Raw genomic sequence first — 18,599 nt, forward strand, 5'->3', positions numbered from 1 at the left:
TAGTTAATACCATAAAAATAATCACTAGAACTCTATTACAAAGCCTACTTTCGAGTGGGCTTTATTTATAAGGGGTGACCGGTCCTAAATAAAGTTGACACTTTTCCAATCTAAAATTGGAGAGTGTAATGAAACCAATAGGTAAACGAACTCAACGTGATTATTCTCTTGCCTTTAAACTGGCGGTTGTTGACCAAGTAGAAAAAGGCGAGCTCACCTATAAACAAGCTCAATATCGATATGGCATACAGGGGCGTTCAACTGTTTTGGTTTGGTTACGTAAGCATGGTAGATTAGATTGGTCGGAAGGTACGCCCAATACTCTTTATAAAGGTGCTGCTATGAACCAAACCTCGGAGCAACAAACACCTGAACAACGCATTAAAGCCCTTGAAAAAGAGCTTGAGGAGATGCAGCTCAAAGCTGATTTTTTTGAGGCGGTTGTCAAAGTGATGGATAGGGATTTTGGAGTTCGCCTCTCAAAAAAGCGCAAAGCCGAGTTATTAAGGAAAAAACGGTTGAAAAACTCACCGTAACCAAAGCTTGTCGTTTTATGAAAATCACTCGGCAAGCCTATTACAAACGTCAAGATACGTCTGATAAGCGGAAAAAATTAGATGCAATTATTGTTTGTGCTGTGAAATCTGAGCGAACAGTTCACCCTAGGCTTGGGGTGAGAAAATTACACTTTCTTTTGAAACAAAAACAATTAATTATTGGTCGTGACCGATTATTTTCTTTGTTGAGAGAACATCGCTTATTAGTGCCTAATAAGCGGTCATATCATCGAACAACATTGAGTCATCATCGATTTCATCGACATCCAAATTTAATTAAATCAGGGTTTATCCCTTCACAACCGGAGCAACTGTGGGTTGCTGATATTACGTATTTATCCACACACGAAGGAGATACTTATTTAAGTCTGATCACCGATGCTTATTCGCGAAAAATAGTGGGTTATCATCTTGATGACAATATGAAAACAAAAGCCGTCAAGAAATCATTTGTACAAGCATTAAAAAAACGAAGTTCAACCACGACCTTGATCCATCATTCAGATCGAGGCTTACAATACTGTTCGTCGGAATATCAGGAAATCCATAAAAAACATAATATTCAATGTTCTATGACGGATGGCTATGACTGTTATCAAAATGCATTAGCAGAGCGAGTCAATGGGATATTAAAAATGGAATATTTGTTAATAAAGCCGAGAAATTTAGAACAGGCTAGGAGGTTGGTTGAAGAATCAATACAGATTTATAATGAAAGGCGACCTCATTTATCATTAAACTATAAAACGCCCGATGAGGTTCATCGAGCATTTTATACCTGAAAAGTTGTCAACCTATATCAGGACTAGTCATTAAGGAGATAAACACGATGGCTAAACCGGATTGGGGGACGCTACAGCAACAGTTCCTCACCGAACATGCTAAATCAGGAATATCCCCTAAAGAGTGGAGTGAAACCCAAGGACTTAATTACGCAACTGCACGTCGATACATCAAGATATCGAATGCGCAGAGTGCGCAAAAAACTGCGCACAAGAAATTGCGCACTGCGCACGATAAAGAATGCGCAAAAGAACCTATATGTAATAGCGCAATACCAACTGCGCAGAGTAGAGAACAAGATAGTGCGCACGATGATGAAAGTACGTTCAACCTGTGCAATTACGGGCTTAACGATATGCAGTTCAGATTCGTCAATGAGTATCTTGTCGATTTAAATAGGACGGCAGCTTATAAAAGAGCCGGTGGAAATGGCGAAGGTAATACTGCCTATGTTGGCGCTAGTCGGATGTACAGAAATGCTAAGGTCAATCGCGCAATTACAGACGCATTAGCAGAACGAGAACGCAGAACTCAAATCACCCAAGATGCCGTATTAAAAATGTGGTGGGATATTGCAACTGCAGACGTTAACGAGCTAACTGAATATCGCCGGTTATGCTGTCGTCATTGCTGGGGCTTTGGCTTTAATTATCAGTGGCGTGATGCGATAGAATTTGAAGATGCTGTTACTGAAGCTAGGGTGAAGAAGAAAAAGATACCGCATGATAACGGTGGTTACGGTTATGACAATTCACTCGATCCTAATCCCGATTGTCCGCGTTGTAATGGTTTTGGTATTGGTCATGCGCATTTTCATGATACACGCGATTTAACTGGCGCAGCTCGTCGTTTATTTGCTGGTGTGAAAGAGGGTAAGTTTGGTGTTGAGGTGATTACTCGTAATCAAGACGATGCGCTTAAAATGGTTGCACAGCATTTAGGGATGGTTAAGAACAAGACTGAAATAACTGGTGCTGATGGTGGGCCTATTCAATCAACTGGGATTGATCTAAGCCACCTAAGTTTTGAACAACTAATGAAATTGAGGAGTAAAAAGAGTAAAGAGAAAAATTAAATTGGTAACATTGCTAAAAGCTCGGTTCCTGATGAAGTTATATCAGTAACACCTGCTTTTTTAGCCTCTTCGCGTAAATTAGTAGAGGCCCAATTACCGCAGAAAATGAAAACCGGAGTTTGAATATTAAGATTTCTTATTTCTTTTGTAAGAGTTATTCCGGCCCGATCGTCTTTGGGTCTTCCCATATCGGATATTATAACATCAAAATTATTTTGTTTGATTCTTTCAATAGCATCAGTTGTTGAAAGTGAAGTATCTACATCTACATGATTCATTTTTAGTGTTTCAATCAAATAGCTATTATTTGAAGGACTATCATCAACCCATAAGACCCTTTTTCTCATTGAAATATTAGATTGCACATTTGTTTCTGAATTAGGGTGTAATGTGTTTATTTTCTTTTCCATTTCAACAAGTTTAGATTGTAGGTCTAGAATAATGTGGCCTTGTTGTATTGAATTTTCTTTCAAATTTAGTTCAAATCCTGAGACTTTTATATTTAACTTGCCATCAAAGAAAGTGTCTATGAGCTTTAATAGATGCTTTCTAAAATAACAGATTAAAAAACATACAATCAATGGCCATAATAAAGAAGATAATGCAGATAAAATAGCAGGTATAACATCCATAACGAATTATCCTTATTTGATTAGGATGGTTGAGAAGATACTTATTGATAAGAGTATATTAGATTCATAGATACTATGGAACTAACAATAATTGATGCTGTGATTAAAAGTGCATTGATATTATTGCCTTTTTTATAAACATGTAAGGTGTTTTTTATATAACTGTTGATTAGATTAAATTATTATATTTTTTATCCAATTTAAATGAGTGTTTTGCCCTTATAAATTAGGTACAACCATGAATATCGATTTCAGTTTGTTTGATGAAGAGATCGAAAGGGAGATAGCACGCCGTAGTTTGCATGAATTCATTCAGTACATAAACCCTGAATACATCACAAGCCATTTCTCTCAAACGGTATGTGATGCGCTCGACCAGTTCTTGATTGATATGATGGAAGGTAAGCGCCCTAAGTTAATATTAGGCGCACCGCCACAGCATGGTAAGTCTGATATTGTTTCCCGCTATCTTCCTGCCTACTTCTTTGGAAAATACCCTAACATGCGCGTCGGGGCGCTGTCGTATTCGTCTGATTTAGCCGGTGATATGAACACTGATGTTCAGCGAATTATGATGTCGGCTGAATATCGTGTGTTATTTCCAAAGAGCTGGTTAGGTAACAAGCCCGAGAATGGCATCGCTGTTAAACGTAACTCTGATGAGTTCGGCATTGTCAATCATAAAGGCAGCTATGTGTGTGCGGGTGTTGGTGGCCCACTAACGGGTAAAAAAGTTGACCTCGGCATTATCGATGACCCGATAAAAAACTCGAAAGAAGCACTTAGCCCGACGGTTAAAAAGTCGATTTGGAATTGGTACGTTTCGACCTTTAAGACTCGCTTATCAAAAAACAGCGGCGAAATCATCATGGCCACGCGGTGGGCGACCGATGATTTATCAGGCCAACTAAAAGAAAAAGCCCCTGAAACCAAAGTGCTTGCATTCCCTGCCATTAATGAGCAAGGGGAAGCGTTGGTACCTGAACTTCACCCCATTGATAAGCTGTTAGAAACCAAAGCGATCCTTGGTGATTACTTCTGGTCTGCCATGTATCAACAATCGCCGAAGCCGGGTGATGGTCAAATCTTCCACGAAGAGTTTGTACGCTATTACTTACCTAAAGACCTACCGGATAAGTTCGATAAAGTTATCCATAGCTGGGATATGACCTTTAAAGACAGCGACGGTACTGACTATGTTGTTGGTCAGGTTTGGGGCAAGAAAGATGCCAATGCCTATTTGCTCTATCAAATTCGAAAACGCATGAGCTTTACTCAAACTAAGGATGCCGTGAAGCTGCTCGCGGAAAAATTCCCTGAAGGGCGCCGTAAGCTGGTGGAGGATAAAGCTAATGGTCCTGCAGTTATCGACTCTCTTAAATCATCGGTATCAGGCTTAATTCCCGTTGAGCCTGATGGCAGCAAAATCGCACGCGCTCACGCCTGTACCGCTGAATGGGAGGCGGGCAACGTGTGGCTACCGCACAAAGACATTGCACCGTGGATAGTGGAAACCGTGGAGGAAATTACCACGTTCCCATTCGCGGGTCATGACGATACGGTGGATGCGATGACGCAGGCGCTGCGTGATTTATACCAGAAGAAAAAAGGCGGTTTCTTTACAACCAAGAGGTAATTCTATGTGGCCGTTTAAAAGGCGAAAAATTGCAGAGCAGATTGCACCGCCGAAGCGGTCAGCATTTACCACAGATTTGTACCCTGCATTAGCAAAAGATAAGGGATTTAACGGATTAGATTTGCCACAACCAGTGATTAACGGTGTGGGGATGGATAGCATTGATACTTCCGTGCCGTCATTCAAAGGTGAGCAAGTTTATGGTGTACCCGAATCGCAAGCGGCTTGGTATGCGAGCCAAATGTTTATTGGCAACAATATGTGCGCCATTATTGCGAAACATTGGCTGGTGGATAAGGCTTGTAATATGCCTGCCCGTGATGCCATTCGTCAAGGGTATGATATTGATTGCGATAATGACGATGACAGCGCTATCAGTAAAAAGCTGCGTAAACGCGATAAAAAGTACCGTATACAACATCACTTGAAGGAGCTTATTCACTTTGGGCGTGTATATGGCGGTCGATTAGCATTGTTTGTGGTGGAAACTTCAAACCCGAAAGAGTGGTATGAAAATCCGTTCAATCTCGATGGTGTGATCAAAGGAATGTATAAGGGGATCAAGCAAATTGACCCACAATGGGTAACGCCTGATTTAACCGACTCCAATATCCAAGACCCTGCTAGCATGGATTTTTACGACCCCACTTATTATGTGATTGGCGGTCGCAAATACCATAAATCGCACTTTATTAAGTTTGTCCCGTTCCCCGTGCCTAACGTGCTGAAGCCGCTGTATAACTATTTCGGCGTATCAGTGCCAGAGCGCATTTATGAGCGTGTTTATGCCTCTGAACGCACCGCCAATGAAGCGCCACAACTGGCGATGACCAAGCGGTTATTGACGATTGGCATGGCTGACCCTGAAGGTGCAGATAAGAACACAATTCAGGAAAACATGCTTTATTTTATGGAGATGCGCGATAACTATGGCGTGCAAGTGATGGGGAAAGAGGACGTTGCACAGCAGTTTGACACCTCATTAGCGGATTTAGATGCCACCATTATGACGCAATACCAGTTAGTGGCAGCGGCAGCAAATGTACCCGCCACTAAGTTACTCGGTACCACGCCAAAGGGCTTTAATGCCACGGGTGAGTATGAAGAGTCGAACTACCGTGAAGAGCTGGAAAGTGTGCAATCGAACGACTTAGAAGAACTCTTGCAGCGTCATTACGACATGTTGATGCGTAGCGAAGAACTACCACTGACTGAAATATCAGTGACATGGGCGCCACTCGATAGCCCAACGGCGGCAGAGAGTGCCGATATTGAGTTGAAATCAGCTCAGACGGACGCGGCTCTAGCGGCTACGGGTGCCATTGATGGGTTGGATATCCGTAAAAAACTGGCTGCAGATAAAGAGTCGAGCTATTACGGCATTGATGTGAACGAGAGTGACTATGTCGAGACGAATACGAGTCCGAACGAAAAAGGCGAAGTGGGCAACCGCCCGCCAAGCGGTATTGAAGGGCAAACCCCTGCAGTATTCAGCAGCGCCATCTAGCCGTTATCAACGTGATATGTCACGGTTAATCAGCTCAATGATTAAAGACTATGAAAACGTATTTAGTGAATTGAGTGATGATTTTGACGGCGCCACGATGGATGCCAGCATTGCGAGTCAAACACGGATTTGGCTCAACCGGTTAAAACGTAAGTGGGATAAAATCTTTAATACGCAGTCTAGCGCCATGGCCGATAAGCTGGTTTCCCAAGTGGATATCGGCGCGCAGCGTAATTTAGACGACTCCCTTAAACAGCTTTCAGGCGGCATCACAATTAAAACACCAGCGATGCCTGAAGCGTTAAAAGACAAAATGATTGCTGCAACAGCTGAAAATGTCTCTCTGATTAAATCCATTCCTAGCCAATTTCATCAACGTATCGAAAGTGCTGCCCTGCGCTCTATTTCCCAAGGGGGCGAGGGTGCGAAAACCTTATTAGATGAAATCAGGCACACTGGCAGCGTCACAGAAAGCCGAGCGAATTTTATCGCCGTTGACCAAACGAGAAAAATTACGACTGCGGCAAACTATGAACGCATGAAATCAGCGGGAATTCGTAAGGCTATTTGGCATCACTCCGGTGGAAGCGCCGAGCCGAGAGAGTGGCATCTACAGTTAGACGGTGAAGTCTTTGATTTAGATAACCCACCGATTATTGACACAAAAACGGGCGAACGTGGATTACCGGGTCAATTACCTAACTGCAAATGCTTTTGGACGCCTGTTATCGATTTTAGTGGGGAAGAAAGTGGCGAGGAGACATGACAAAACGAACCTATGACAATAACGGCTGGCTCGAAGTAACAGACAACCCCATCTCTAAAGTTGGGGTTTTTGATTATTTGGGGGCAGAAATTGGTGCGCCGGTACCCGATAAAATCTATCGCGTATTGCGGCCACCAGAAGAACTGGCCAGCGAAGCGACAATTAACTCTTTCAAACTCACCCCGTTCATTATTGAACATGAAATGTTAGGCAAACACGCGACCCCAGCGGAGAAAAAAGGCATCCAAGGGGTGATTGGTGAGAATGTGTATTTTGACCCGCCGTATCTTAGAGCCAACATCAAAATCTTTTCAGATGTAGCGCTTAGCAATATCGACAGCGGCAAAATCGACCTTTCACCCGGTTATCGCAGTAAATATGAATTCACCTCAGGCATTTATGAAGGCCAACACTATGACGTCATTCAGCGTCACCTACGTGGAAATCACCTCGCATTAGTGGATGAAGGGCGAACCGGCCCTGACGTCGCTGTGCAAGATCACCTCGTTATCACTATCGACACAAAGGAACTTATTCGCATGAACGAAGAAGAAAACAAAGAGAAGCAAACCACTGATGAAGGTGCGTTTACAGCGGAGCAAGTTACTGCGCTGAAAAGCATTATTGCAGAGGTGATTGCACAAACTAAGCCTTCAACCGATGAGAATCCGGAAGAAGAAAAGAAATCCACTGATGCTGATCCTGAAGAAGAGCAAAAAGCGGAAGAAGCCGTGGCAGCCGCCGAAGTTGCAGCAGAGGAAGCCACAACCGGTACACCTGAAGCCGTAGAAGCTGCCGAAGTTGCGATTGAGACTGCCGCTGAAGCGATTGAAGAAGCCAAAGAGCATCTCGACCAAGCGACCACGGATAGCTTAAATCGCCGACTCAAACGCTTGAAAAACGGCATCGGTACAATGGATGAGATTGCATCTTTGAAGCGCAAAATTAAGCGTTTAGAAGCATCAAAGCCCACGATGGATACTGGCGCACTGTTAAAGCAAATTGGTGAGCGTGATTCGTTAGCCCATAAGCTGACCCCATTCCTTGGTGTATTTGACCATGCAGCCATGACCAAGCAACAAGTGGCGGAGTATGGTGTTGATAAGCTCGGCATTCAATGTGGCAAGGGCAATGAAGCTATTGCACTCGATGCGTGGATGCAAGGGCGTGTGCCGGATTCACAGAAAGCTACGGTGACGATGGACTCTGCGGTTAGCAATAAATCAATTATGGACAAATGGGGGGAGAAATAATGGCAATTCCTAAATCAGTGTCGCATGGCTTAACGTCTGGCGTAGTGGGTGAAATCAGCCATGCAGGGCCTATTCGTGCCGTTGCCGCCATTCTCAGCTCAGCGGATGAAAAGCAAAATATCTTCGGTCGGGCTTACACCTACAAAGATGATTCTGTGGAGTCTGTGCAAGTGGGTGGCAAGGGCGCATTTGCGGGGATTATGATTAACCCGAAAGCGTATCGTATTGAAGTGAACCATGCGCGCAATGGCACCCAAGGCGAGTTTTTGGCAATGGGCGAAGTATACGTCGAACTCGAAGAAGGGGTAGGTAAAATCAATGCACCAGTTGTCTTTGATGAAACGGACGGCTCACTTTCCTCCAAGCTTGTTCCTGCTGCTGGTGACCGAGTGATTGGTTTTGTTAGTCGTCACGTTGAATCCAGTGAATCAGCCCATTTGAGCGTTATTCGCTTAACAGAAATCCCATATCCAGCGGCAGTAAAGGAAGGTGAATAATGCCAGTTAGCAAGCAAAAGTTTTATATGTCTGGCCGCGATATTCGCAAGCATGGCCAACTTAATATCCAACCTAACCAACAGTGGACGTATCAGGAACTTGAGCAAATTGGTTTTGGTGGCTTGGCGTCGATGGATTCCGCGATCACAGGTGCAGCCATGCAGGGTGGGTTAATTCAACGTGAAATGTTGCAACATGTTCTCCCTGGTCTGATTCGTACTGCAACTCGCGTTCGCGTATTGGATGAAATCACTGGTGTATTGAATGCGGGTGAATGGCACGATGAAGAAATCATTCTGAACGTGGCAACACCAACCGGTAAAGCCGAGCTCTACGGCGACCATACCAACGTACCGTTAGCGTCTTACATTCAAGACCAAGAACGTCGCGGTATCGTGCGTTTTGAACAAGGTTTTCAAGTCGGTAAGTTAGAGGAAGCCCGCCAATCTGCTGCTGGGTTTGAAGCCGCTGCGGAAAAACGTAATTCAGCGACTGAATCTTTAGAGCAAGGACGTGAGCGGATTGGTTACTATGGGTTTAATAGCCCTGAAACACGTGTATTTGGCTTGATGAATGAACCGAATCTACCGGCTTATGAAACCGCATCGAAAAAATGGAAGGGCGGCACGTTTGCCGATATCACCCAAGATATTACCGATATGTTCTCGCGCATTGAAATGAGTTCAGGCGGGATTATCAAAGACGATATCGCGATCACGTTGACGTTACCGCTGGGCTACCGTTCAACTCTCAATGTCGCTAACCCTGTGGCGCGTGGTGAAACGGTGTATCAATGGGTGAAAGAAAACTATCCAAACCTGCGCTTTGTGTTCTCACCTGAATTTGTCGGGGCGAATGGTGGTGCGGATGTGGCGTATATGTTCGCAGATACCATCGATGATGGCTCAACCGCAACCAGCGCGACCATCTTACAAGTGGTGCCTGTTAAGTACCAATTACTGGGCTCGCAAGCGCAAATCAAAGGGTATTTAGAGGATGCGACCAACGCGACAGCGGGTGTCTTTGTCACGCGCCCTTGGGCTATCACCCGCCTAACTGGCATTTAACCTGACCACTTCCTTTTTTACGCCCTCAAATGAGGGCTTTTTTATTGGAGAAAGCTATGTCTCTCTACGTCTATTGCACGCTATCCAATGACCAAAACTACTCGGTCACCGATGGGAAAGTGTTTATTGCGGGTCAAGCCAATATCATGACCAAGCACATGTATACCCCGCGTGGGCGTGTCACGGAAATCAGCGACGAACAATACGCTCAACTTAAAGATAACCATGTATTTCAACTGCATAAAGAAAACGGGTTTATCAGCGTTGAAAACCGCAAAGAAGACCCTGAAAAAGTGGCCACCAATATGGAAGCCAGCGATAAGTCAGCGCCGGATACCGTGGAATCATTGGAAGCAGAAAAACAAGCTGTCCCGAAAACCAACAAAAAGGGTAAATAATGATGGAGGCGAGCACATTTCCCCTAACGTCATTTCGTGTGCTCTATCCATCGTTTAATGGTGTGAGTGATGATGACATTTATATTATTGCTCAATCTGCCTTAAATTACTTTTCTCCCTGCAGGGGCGTATGTACTAACGAACTGTGGATGTTGGTTGTTGCTCATATGCTATCACTGCGAAAGTGGATTGCGGATGATGAATCCCCAACTGGTGTTGTGACTAGTGTGACCATCGATAAAGTCAGCGTGTCATTCTCTGCGCCCCCTGCCGGTTCTGATTGGTCACACTGGTTCAAAATGACCACCTATGGCCAACAGTTCTTAGCACTGATAAAACGCTGTAGTGTGCCGCAATACATCGGTGGTGCGGGTGGGCGATTTACGCGCGGGGGTCGATTACGTTAATGACCAAATTAGCGCAGTTAAAAGCGGTTTACGATGAGTTAGCCAAGAAACAACTGAAAGTGGGTTTCTTTGAGCATTCGAAGTATCCCGATGGCACGCCCATTGCCTATATTGCGGCTATTCAAGAATTGGGTTACCCCGCAGGTGGCATTCCTCCCCGTTCGTTTTTTCGCCCAACAATGAGCGATAAAAAAACAGAGTATGGCCAGTTAATTTTCCGTGTGGCCAAAGCGGCGATCGTTGGCAATATCTCTGTTACTGATGGGCTAACCCAAGTGGGAGCAAAAGCGGCTGGGGATGTGAAACTGGCTATTAAAGCGGTAACCACGCCTGCGTTAGACGATTCAACGGTAAAAGCCAGAGCGCGGCGTCATAGCAAAGGGAAATCCACCGATAAGCCCTTAGTGGACACGGGGCAGATGTTACAGGCCGTCACTTTTGTCGTGGAGGATAAATAATGTTTGGAAATTTACACCGTATCGCTTCCCGCTATATTCCTCAGCAAACAGCCTTATGGTTTCGCTTTAAAAACCGTGAGCCCGATGAGCGAGGGCATGACCAAAACCAATATCATGAGCCAGTGGATATTCGGGGGAGTTGGCAAGCCGTCGATACCCAAGATGCACAATCAATGGGCTTTGATTCAAACCAAGTTTATCGCCGTTTTTATACCTCCCATGATATCAAAGGCATTCAGCGTGGTACGTCCCCCGATTACCTTGTTTTTAACGGTAAGAAATACGATGTGATGGGGAATGCGGATTGGTACGAGCAGGACGGCTGGAAATCGGTGATTTGCATCGAGGTAGGGGCCTATGACGGATAATGACGTTGATATTGCCATTCGCAAACAGTTATTACGGCTGCTGACCGAAGTGGGTATTGATATTCCCGTGAAAGCGGGTTTTCAATCCACCAAGCAAGGCCGTGAAGATAATATGGTGATGTTCTTTTCCATCAATGAAAGTGGTCATGGCTGGCAAGGTCGCAATTACAATGTCCAAGGCAACAATGCCAATCACCAAGAAAACCAATTATCGGAGAAAACGTACCAAGTTCAGGCATTCATTACCCAATTAGGCCCATATACCGCTAATGATATTACCGCCATTGCTCGAATGGTTGTCAATTCACTGCCTTTTGTGACCACATTGAGAAAGCAAGGTATTGGTGTACAACGGGCAACATCCGTTCGCCAGCCTTACTTTATTAATGACCAGGGCAACTACGAACAGAACCCCTCGTTTGATTTTAATGTGACGTTTAAACGCTCTCTTTTCCCTGATACAGCTGCCATAAGCGCGCTCTATCCTGATATCCACCGCATATAAGGTTTTATTATGCCAATTAAACAAACTCGATACGTTGATATCGCATCGGCGGTTATTGGCGCGTCTGCTGTCCCGATGCGTAAATTAACCGGCCGCTTATTTTCCACTAACCCGAAAATACCTGCAGGTAAAGTTTTAGAGTTCGCCAGTGGTCAGGTTGATGATTTACTGGGTGTTGATTCTCCCGAAGCCCACTTTGCACGACAATATTTTAGCTATGTCAGCCCCGCACCCGTGAGCAAGCCTAAAGAGCTGCAAATTGCGTCTTTTGAACCTGTCGGCCGAGCGCCTACGCTATTTGGTACCAAAGCTGCCGCATTAGCAGATTTAAAAATCATTGCGGATGGGACGCTCTCCGTCACGATTGGTACCGTCACTAAAAGCTACAAAGACATTGATTTGTCAGAAGCGAAGTCCTATGCGGATATTGCGTCCACCATTCAAGCAAAGCTCAATGCAGAAAGGGAACCGCAATTTTCCAGTAGCTACTTGACGTTTAACTCACTCGATAGCGCCTTTGAGCTGAGTGGTGGTGTGCAAGAACGCGCATCCATTAGTGTTGAATATTCGGTGCTAGCCAATGCCATGGGGCTGTCTTCCGGTACCGCATCTGAAGGTAACCCTGCACAAACGCCGCTGGAAGCCTTTATGGTTGCCGAGCAAGTCTCCGATTCATTCGGCAGTGCGACATTTTTGGATGAACTGACGTTAGAGCAAGCAGTGCCACTGGCGCAGTATGTTTCCGGTGAAAACGTCAAATACCAGTTGCACATTAGCGTGAGCGAAAAGCAGGTTGAAGATTTTAGCGCAGCATTGATGGGAACCGCTTCTGTGGGGTTAAACCTCAAAACAGATACCAACTATTTTATTCAAACCTTACCCATGGCCGTTATGGCGGCGACGGATTATGACCGAACCAACGCCACGACAAACTACATGTTTCGTCAGTTAGGTGTGACGTTCCCTGCGCAAGTGACCACGGATAAAGCCGCTGACCGATTCGATAAGCTTCGCGTGAACTATTACGGTGAAACCGCGATAGCCGGCTCGCAAATTCGTTTCTATCAGCGAGGCTTCTTATGTGGTGGTCCGTCTAATCCGCTGGATATGAGCGTGCACGCCAATGAGCAATGGCTAAAAGCCTATATTGCTCAGCAGTGGTTTAACGTGTTGTTGGCCACACGGGGTGTTCCAGCGAATAAGGACGGTGAAGCGCGTGCGTTGATGGTGATTGCCGGTGCGGTCACCAAAGCGATTAATAACGGCACGATTTTAGCGGGTAAAACGCTGAGCGACGTGCAAAAGCTCGCCATTGCAGATGCATCCGGCGATGACCTTGCTTGGTATGACGTACAGGATAAAGGCTATTGGTATAACGCGCAGATTGTTGAAAACACCGGTGTAAGCGACTTGCCTGAGTATGTCATGAAATACGTGCTGATTTATGGCAAAGGCGATTGGGTTCGCAAAGTCGAAGGCTCTCATAATTTAGTCTAGGAGTAGAATATGCATGATATCTCTGCAACCGGCTTGAGTTTTACCATTCAAGCCAGCAAAACCTTTCCCACTGGGATTTTAATTACCGCCTTTGCTGACGATGCTGACCCACTGGATTTACCGGCTGTCGATATTGCACAAACGGGCATGGACATTAATGGTAACTTGGTGAGTTGGTCCACACCGACACCACAAACCGTCACGATCAACGTATTAGCCGGCAGTGAAGAAGATCAAAACTTGTCTATTTTGCTCGAAGCCAATACCGCAAAAAAAGGGCGTCGACACGCAGGGGATATCATTACCTTTGTGGCGTCTTACGGTGATGGTTCAACGGTCACGGCGCGTAACGGCAAGATTACCAATGGCAGTCGTGGCAATTCTGCCGCCTCGGCAGGGCGTTTGAAATCCAAAGTCTATACCTTTGTGTTTCAGGATTTCGACAGTACGCGTATCCGTTAATTCATTTCAATTTCTGGCGGGGGTTCCCGCCTTTTTTATTGGTGTTTACCATGTTGATTAAACCTAAAGAAGTCGCTATCAAAGACGTTGATGGCGTTGAAAAGCTATTTGTAATTAGCCGCCTACCGGCTACGGTTGGGCGTGAAATCTTAGCAAAATACCCGTTATCCAATGCCCCGAAAATCGGTGACTATGAGGTCAGCAAAGAGGCCATGCTGAAAATGATGGCCTATGTGTGTGTCACTATCGATGGTGAAGAAATCCCCCTTAAAACACAAACCTTGATTGATAACCATGTGCCCGATGGCGAATCGTTGATCCGCTTAGAGTTGGAAATGCTGAAATACAACACCAGTTTTTTCGGCAACGACGGGAGCCAAGGTTTCCTCCACTTCCTGCTCAGCAAGGTAAGCGGTTCACTCCCGTCGATTATAAAAACGCTGATGGGTTCTTTGCCGTCATCATCAGCGAATGCCTCGCCACCTTCACCGAACTCAAAACCTCAATAGATTTAGAAGAGGCAATGGACCTGTGGGAAATTGCCATCACTAACCGTTATAACGAAGCCCTTGCGGCTTCAAAGGATCGCTAATGTCATTAATGGATACCTTTGTGCAGGTCTTTGAGTTTGATACAAGGCAAGCGGATGGGGCATTTAAAAAGGTGCAACGTTCGACCGATGACATTATTGATGGCATGAAACAAACCCAACAAGCGGCGCAGCAAAGTTCACTGACCATCGGGAGTGTCATGACGGAGCTTTGGCAATCGTTGCAGGGGCTGTCGACCGAACATGCCATTTTGTTCACCACCAATGCCAGCGAGGTCAGTGCTGAGACAAGCCAAATCGTGGCTCGGTTAGATGCGGTGAGCTCATCATTAAGCGCATTGGATGAGCAACGGCAAAATGCAGACGCTGCTTGGGTCTCCGGGGGGAATGCGCTAGGGGAGTGGGGGCAATCACTGCAAGCTGAAATCACCCAACTGAAAAATGACCTCGGCTCGTTATCGGTGGGTGACCAAAAAAACGCATTAGAACAGGTCAAAGGCTCGGTCAGTGAGTATATTAACGAGCTGCAAAAAATCCCGACTACCACGGCCGATGGCGCCGCAGAAATTGAACGTGTAATGGCAGACTTACGCCAATCAGTGCAAGGCTTATCAGTTGAACATTCGATTGATTTTGTCACTAATGCAGATGAGGTTATTGCCCAAACTGGCTCGGTTAAAACACAATTAGAGACAGTAACAGATTCGATGGCTAACCTTGAGGCACAGCGCTCAATATCTGATGCAGGCATGCAATCCACTCAGGTTGTTTTGGGTGAGCTCGATGCAAACTACCAGGCACTACAGCAAGACGTTATTCAACTTAATCAAGGTGTCACCGACCTCACGTTAGCAGAACACCAAGGTATCACCGCGAAGCAACTGTCCAACGCCATTATTCAGGCACTGCAAGGTAATTACAGCGAGTTAATTCGCCTTGTGGACACCATGAAAGTGAAGGGAATTGAAGCGGCGACCAGTGAAATTAAAGCTCAGCAATCGGTGCAAAAAGCCCTTGAGAATACCGAAACTAAATACCAGCAAGCGGGTAATACGGTCATGTCGTTTGCCAAAAAGGCATTGGGGGCGGTTGGCTTATTGATGGGGGCAACTGCCTTGGTGGGGGAATCGATTTCACGTTCGGCTGATATTGAAACCCTCGACAAACTGGGTAAAAAAATCAATGTAGCGACTGCCGATGTGGACGCTTTCGCGGGTTCAATGGCTGAACTGGGCGGTACGCGTGATGCGGCGCAAGCGGATTTATCCGCCATGGCCAAATCATTTGGCTTTGCGAACAACTCCATGGAAAAAGTACTTCAGACTGCAGATAAAGTGCAGGGCATGAAGTTCGACAAAGCTAAGGCAACGCTTGCTGGGCTGGGCGTGACGGATGATAAAACTGTCGAGCTGATGATGAAGGGCCGCAAAGAGCTCGAACGCATGATGGGCATTCAAAAAGAATACTCAGGTATCAACAAAGAGAGTATTGAACAATCCATCAAATTCAACAAAGCCATGCAAGGCTTTAAGCAATCATCAGGTTTACTGAAAAACAGCTTTCTTGAAATGGTGATCCCGATTTTAACCAAAGGGTTAGAGTGGATTAACCGCTTTGTGAGCTTTTGCAAAGAAAACAAGTCGCTCATTGTAGGGTTCTTTATTGCAATAGGTTCGGCTATTGCGGTGTTTTATGTGCCTGCCATGTTATCAGCTGCGGCAGCGACCTTGGCAGCAACATGGCCCATCTTGGCGATCATCGCGGTTATTGCCTTACTGGCTGCGGCGTTTGCCTTAGTTTATGACGATATCATGAACTTTATTGACGGCAATGATTCGATGATAGGGCGTATTTTGGATGAATACCCCGAACTTAAAGCCGTCATTATTGCGTTGTGGGATGCGTTTAAAGCCTTCTTTGATTTTGTCATTACCTTGTCTCAGGTCGTCGCCGATGTGGCAGTGTCAGCTTTTAACTTTATTGTTGATGGTGGCAAGCAGTTATGGACATGGCTCACGGGCTTTATTCACGATTTAGCAGATTGGGGCAAGCAATTTGAAAGCGTCTTTACGGTGGCTTCTGATGCCGTTGTAGGGATTTTTAAGTGGTTATGGGCGCAAATCAAACAGTATTTAGGTTGGATTAATGACGGCTTAGACTCGATTAAAAATGGCTGGAACACGGTCAAAGGGTGGTTTGGCTTTGAGGATGCACAAATGACTCAAACGGTTGAACGCAAAGTCACGTCTGATGGCACGATAGAGCACCAAATTCCCGAACAGCCCAAGTTATCTGAAGAAGATACTGCATTGTTAGTAAAAGGACTGAGCCAACAAATTAACGGCATGTCGGCCAATCCAATCAACCCGATGACCAGCCAAGCCATCAGTAATCAATCCAGTACCACCAATGAAACTAACTTGTCGATTGGTGAAATCAAAGTGGAAACCCAAGCCACGGATGCGCAAGGCATGGCTAATGGCACGAAAGATGCGTTGCAATCCCAGCTACAAGATTTAGCCCATCAAACCAGTTCGGGGGTAAGCAAATGATCACCGAGGTGAAAATCTTCAATGTCGATAACTTTTCGACGTTATTTGAAACGGCCAATCCAATTCAAATTAACGTGCGTGACGAACACAAAGCAACACAGTTTACCGTTGAGTCGGGGGAAACACGCAGTGACCATGTGGTAGTTCAGCCCGTTGAAATTGGTATGGATTTAATTTTAGCTGGCGAAATGAAAAGCGCCTTTGAAACCCTACAGCAAGCTTATGATAAACACCAGCTAGTGGGCATTCAAACGCGGGTGAAAACCTACAAGCCGATGCTGTTAGTGAATCTCTATCACGATGAAATTCCTGAGATGGCCGATGCGATTAAATTGTCACTTCGCTTTAGTGAGTGGCGAACGGTTGAGCCCGAATATGGCGACCTACCGCCCCGCAAGGTGGCAAAAAAAGAGCAATCGAGCACAGTGAATCGCGGAAAAGTGCAAACGTCCACGGTACCAGACAAAAAGAAAAAATCGGCAGCAACCAAAATTGCTGACGGTGAATTTACGTTAGGGTGGTGACCCATGCAAGAGATCCCTTTAAATGCCGTACCTAATCAACGTTTGCGCGTGAGCCTTGGCGGTGACGAGTGGGAGCTGACGATTAAAGTGGCGCGAACAACAATGTGTTGCGATATCAAGCGCAATGATGTGGTTTTACTGCAAGGTATTCGTGTGATCCCCAATCAACCGCTGATCCCCTACCGCTATTTATCGGGTAACGGTAATTTCGCCTTTATCACTGAAAATGATGAATATCCGTGGTGGGCGCAGTTTGGGCAATCACACAGTCTTGTTTGGTGGGGGGATGATGATTGATTTACGCCGTATCCGATTAGGGATCGAGGTAAATGGACGGTTGCAATGGTATGAGGGGCTGCGTATTCGTGCCAATGGTACTAAGTATGCTAATCCCCTGCAGAATGAATGCACGGTGAATATTGACGGATTAAATGCCGATACGCGCAACATGTTACTCACGGAAACGAGCCCGTATGCAAAAAGCAAAACTTCGCATCGGTTGATTGTTGAAGCGGGTCGCGCCAGTACGGGTGTTTTTCGCATTTATGTGGGGGATATTGTTAGCGCAGAAATCGCCTCACCGCCAGATGTGACACTGACCTTAAAAGCGAAAACCAACAACACAAACGCCCGAGATATTGTTTCTTCATCGGGTAGTGCCATAAGCAAAATGAGCGAGCTAGCCAAAAATATCGCGCAGGATTGCGGGGTTAAATTGGACTTTCAAGCCACCGATAAAAATATTGCCAATTGGTATTTTTGTGGGCCGGCACTCAAGCAAGTGGAACGGCTGCAAGATGCGGGCAATGTGAAGGCGTTTATCGACGACGATATGTTGTATGTGAAAGACCAGGATAAAGCGTTAAGTGGCCGCTTGCGTATTCTTAACCAAAAATCGGGTATGGTCGGTATTCCTAAAGCCACTGAGAAGGGCGTCGATGTCACGTATTTAATTGATAGTGAGTCGTCATTGGGCGGCATGTTACGCCTTGAAAGCAAGTTTAATCCTGCCTTGAATGGCGACTACATTATTGAGCAACTCAAGTTCGATATAGCGTCTCATGACGATCCCTTCTTTTACCAAGCGACCTGCAAACGAGTGTAA

At 45.5% G+C, this 18,599-nt stretch carries 21 protein-coding genes; 20 read left to right on the plus strand and 1 reads right to left on the minus strand.

Translation table 11 applies throughout. The features are described 5' to 3' along the window. The first annotated feature begins 128 nt into the window (after positions 1–128). Both JI723_RS06890 and JI723_RS06895 read left to right on the plus strand, forming a co-directional pair. A protein-coding gene (locus tag JI723_RS06890; protein ID WP_319069321.1) for an IS3 family transposase occupies positions 129–1,339 on the plus strand; the annotation gives its coding sequence in 2 pieces (ribosomal slippage) (positions 129–477 and positions 477–1,339; 1,212 coding nt in all). 47 nt (positions 1,340–1,386) lie between these two features. Continuing rightward, entirely contained in the window at positions 1,387–2,415 is a 1,029-nt protein-coding gene (locus tag JI723_RS06895) for a terminase small subunit (protein ID WP_337979868.1), read from the plus strand. Here JI723_RS06895 and JI723_RS06900 read toward each other — a convergent pair. After that, positions 2,412–3,047, minus strand: a complete 636-nt coding sequence (locus JI723_RS06900) for a response regulator (RefSeq protein ID WP_337979869.1) — start codon at positions 3,045–3,047, stop codon at positions 2,412–2,414. The two genes, JI723_RS06895 and JI723_RS06900, sit on opposite strands and share 4 nt — an antisense overlap. Before the next feature lie 238 nt (positions 3,048–3,285). Between JI723_RS06900 and terL the strand changes: the two genes are divergently transcribed. The 18 genes from terL (at position 3,286) to JI723_RS06990 (ending at position 18,599) form a co-directional block, all read left to right on the plus strand. After that, positions 3,286–4,683, plus strand: a complete 1,398-nt coding sequence (gene terL, locus JI723_RS06905; protein WP_337979870.1) for a phage terminase large subunit — start codon at positions 3,286–3,288, stop codon at positions 4,681–4,683. A gap of 4 nt (positions 4,684–4,687) precedes the next feature. Further along, positions 4,688–6,190: a phage portal protein gene (locus JI723_RS06910; protein ID WP_337979871.1), complete on the plus strand. Its 1,503-nt coding sequence runs from the start codon at positions 4,688–4,690 to the stop codon at positions 6,188–6,190. A gap of 37 nt (positions 6,191–6,227) precedes the next feature. Then, on the plus strand, positions 6,228–6,956 hold the full coding sequence (locus JI723_RS06915; protein ID WP_337979872.1) for a phage head morphogenesis protein: 729 nt from the start codon (positions 6,228–6,230) through the stop codon (positions 6,954–6,956). Continuing rightward, positions 6,953–8,209, plus strand: coding sequence for a DUF2213 domain-containing protein (locus tag JI723_RS06920; protein ID WP_337979873.1), 1,257 nt, complete (start codon positions 6,953–6,955; stop codon positions 8,207–8,209). The genes JI723_RS06915 and JI723_RS06920 overlap by 4 nt, the downstream gene beginning before the upstream one ends. Next, positions 8,209–8,706 carry a structural cement protein Gp24 gene (locus JI723_RS06925; protein WP_337979874.1) on the plus strand — a complete coding sequence of 166 codons (498 nt, stop codon included), beginning with the start codon at positions 8,209–8,211 and terminating at the stop codon, positions 8,704–8,706. Before JI723_RS06920 ends, JI723_RS06925 begins: the two co-directional genes overlap by 1 nt. Continuing rightward, a complete protein-coding gene (locus JI723_RS06930; protein ID WP_272578624.1) occupies positions 8,706–9,773 on the plus strand; it encodes a major capsid family protein in 1,068 nt (355 codons plus the stop codon). Before JI723_RS06925 ends, JI723_RS06930 begins: the two co-directional genes overlap by 1 nt. Before the next feature lie 56 nt (positions 9,774–9,829). Next, positions 9,830–10,171, plus strand: coding sequence for a hypothetical protein (locus JI723_RS06935; protein WP_105881054.1), 342 nt, complete (start codon positions 9,830–9,832; stop codon positions 10,169–10,171). A gap of 2 nt (positions 10,172–10,173) precedes the next feature. Then, a complete protein-coding gene (locus JI723_RS06940; protein ID WP_337979958.1) occupies positions 10,174–10,578 on the plus strand; it encodes a DUF4054 domain-containing protein in 405 nt (134 codons plus the stop codon). Further along, on the plus strand, positions 10,578–11,036 hold the full coding sequence (locus tag JI723_RS06945) for a hypothetical protein (RefSeq protein WP_272578625.1): 459 nt from the start codon (positions 10,578–10,580) through the stop codon (positions 11,034–11,036). Before JI723_RS06940 ends, JI723_RS06945 begins: the two co-directional genes overlap by 1 nt. Beyond that, positions 11,036–11,404, plus strand: coding sequence for a phage collar protein (locus JI723_RS06950; RefSeq protein WP_272578626.1), 369 nt, complete (start codon positions 11,036–11,038; stop codon positions 11,402–11,404). Before JI723_RS06945 ends, JI723_RS06950 begins: the two co-directional genes overlap by 1 nt. Beyond that, positions 11,394–11,909: a phage gateway protein gene (locus tag JI723_RS06955; protein WP_272578627.1), complete on the plus strand. Its 516-nt coding sequence runs from the start codon at positions 11,394–11,396 to the stop codon at positions 11,907–11,909. Before JI723_RS06950 ends, JI723_RS06955 begins: the two co-directional genes overlap by 11 nt. Before the next feature lie 9 nt (positions 11,910–11,918). Then, positions 11,919–13,406 carry a DUF3383 domain-containing protein gene (locus JI723_RS06960; RefSeq protein ID WP_337979875.1) on the plus strand — a complete coding sequence of 496 codons (1,488 nt, stop codon included), beginning with the start codon at positions 11,919–11,921 and terminating at the stop codon, positions 13,404–13,406. Positions 13,407–13,415: 9 nt separating this feature from the next. After that, a complete protein-coding gene (locus tag JI723_RS06965; RefSeq protein WP_272578629.1) occupies positions 13,416–13,868 on the plus strand; it encodes a phage tail fiber protein in 453 nt (150 codons plus the stop codon). A 50-nt stretch (positions 13,869–13,918) separates the two neighbouring features. Continuing rightward, positions 13,919–14,377, plus strand: coding sequence for a hypothetical protein (locus JI723_RS06970; RefSeq protein WP_131680588.1), 459 nt, complete (start codon positions 13,919–13,921; stop codon positions 14,375–14,377). Positions 14,378–14,468: 91 nt separating this feature from the next. Beyond that, positions 14,469–16,970: a hypothetical protein gene (locus JI723_RS06975; protein ID WP_420704853.1), complete on the plus strand. Its 2,502-nt coding sequence runs from the start codon at positions 14,469–14,471 to the stop codon at positions 16,968–16,970. Beyond that, on the plus strand, positions 16,967–17,494 hold the full coding sequence (locus tag JI723_RS06980; protein ID WP_337979877.1) for a phage baseplate protein: 528 nt from the start codon (positions 16,967–16,969) through the stop codon (positions 17,492–17,494). Before JI723_RS06975 ends, JI723_RS06980 begins: the two co-directional genes overlap by 4 nt. A 3-nt stretch (positions 17,495–17,497) precedes the next feature. Next, complete coding sequence (locus JI723_RS06985) at positions 17,498–17,791, plus strand: phage baseplate plug family protein (protein WP_337979878.1); 294 nt, start codon at positions 17,498–17,500, stop codon at positions 17,789–17,791. Further along, positions 17,784–18,599, plus strand: coding sequence for a baseplate hub protein (locus tag JI723_RS06990; RefSeq protein ID WP_337979879.1), 816 nt, complete (start codon positions 17,784–17,786; stop codon positions 18,597–18,599). The genes JI723_RS06985 and JI723_RS06990 overlap by 8 nt, the downstream gene beginning before the upstream one ends.

The sequence above is a fragment of the Providencia manganoxydans genome, from assembly GCF_016618195.1.
Classification (GTDB): domain Bacteria; phylum Pseudomonadota; class Gammaproteobacteria; order Enterobacterales; family Enterobacteriaceae; genus Providencia; species Providencia manganoxydans.

Bases quoted from the DNA above. Each gene is read 5' to 3' on its own strand.
- JI723_RS06895 (WP_337979868.1), top strand. From the start codon at position 1,387: ATGGCTAAACCGGATTGGGGGACGCTACAGCAACAGTTCCTCACCGAA.
- JI723_RS06900 (WP_337979869.1), bottom strand. From the start codon at position 3,047: ATGGATGTTATACCTGCTATTTTATCTGCATTATCTTCTTTATTATGG.
- terL (WP_337979870.1), top strand. From the start codon at position 3,286: ATGAATATCGATTTCAGTTTGTTTGATGAAGAGATCGAAAGGGAGATA.
- JI723_RS06910 (WP_337979871.1), top strand. From the start codon at position 4,688: ATGTGGCCGTTTAAAAGGCGAAAAATTGCAGAGCAGATTGCACCGCCG.
- JI723_RS06915 (WP_337979872.1), top strand. From the start codon at position 6,228: ATGATTAAAGACTATGAAAACGTATTTAGTGAATTGAGTGATGATTTT.
- JI723_RS06920 (WP_337979873.1), top strand. From the start codon at position 6,953: ATGACAAAACGAACCTATGACAATAACGGCTGGCTCGAAGTAACAGAC.
- JI723_RS06925 (WP_337979874.1), top strand. From the start codon at position 8,209: ATGGCAATTCCTAAATCAGTGTCGCATGGCTTAACGTCTGGCGTAGTG.
- JI723_RS06930 (WP_272578624.1), top strand. From the start codon at position 8,706: ATGCCAGTTAGCAAGCAAAAGTTTTATATGTCTGGCCGCGATATTCGC.
- JI723_RS06935 (WP_105881054.1), top strand. From the start codon at position 9,830: ATGTCTCTCTACGTCTATTGCACGCTATCCAATGACCAAAACTACTCG.
- JI723_RS06940 (WP_337979958.1), top strand. From the start codon at position 10,174: ATGGAGGCGAGCACATTTCCCCTAACGTCATTTCGTGTGCTCTATCCA.
- JI723_RS06945 (WP_272578625.1), top strand. From the start codon at position 10,578: ATGACCAAATTAGCGCAGTTAAAAGCGGTTTACGATGAGTTAGCCAAG.
- JI723_RS06950 (WP_272578626.1), top strand. From the start codon at position 11,036: ATGTTTGGAAATTTACACCGTATCGCTTCCCGCTATATTCCTCAGCAA.
- JI723_RS06955 (WP_272578627.1), top strand. From the start codon at position 11,394: ATGACGGATAATGACGTTGATATTGCCATTCGCAAACAGTTATTACGG.
- JI723_RS06960 (WP_337979875.1), top strand. From the start codon at position 11,919: ATGCCAATTAAACAAACTCGATACGTTGATATCGCATCGGCGGTTATT.
- JI723_RS06965 (WP_272578629.1), top strand. From the start codon at position 13,416: ATGCATGATATCTCTGCAACCGGCTTGAGTTTTACCATTCAAGCCAGC.
- JI723_RS06970 (WP_131680588.1), top strand. From the start codon at position 13,919: ATGTTGATTAAACCTAAAGAAGTCGCTATCAAAGACGTTGATGGCGTT.
- JI723_RS06975 (WP_420704853.1), top strand. From the start codon at position 14,469: ATGGATACCTTTGTGCAGGTCTTTGAGTTTGATACAAGGCAAGCGGAT.
- JI723_RS06980 (WP_337979877.1), top strand. From the start codon at position 16,967: ATGATCACCGAGGTGAAAATCTTCAATGTCGATAACTTTTCGACGTTA.
- JI723_RS06985 (WP_337979878.1), top strand. From the start codon at position 17,498: ATGCAAGAGATCCCTTTAAATGCCGTACCTAATCAACGTTTGCGCGTG.
- JI723_RS06990 (WP_337979879.1), top strand. From the start codon at position 17,784: ATGATTGATTTACGCCGTATCCGATTAGGGATCGAGGTAAATGGACGG.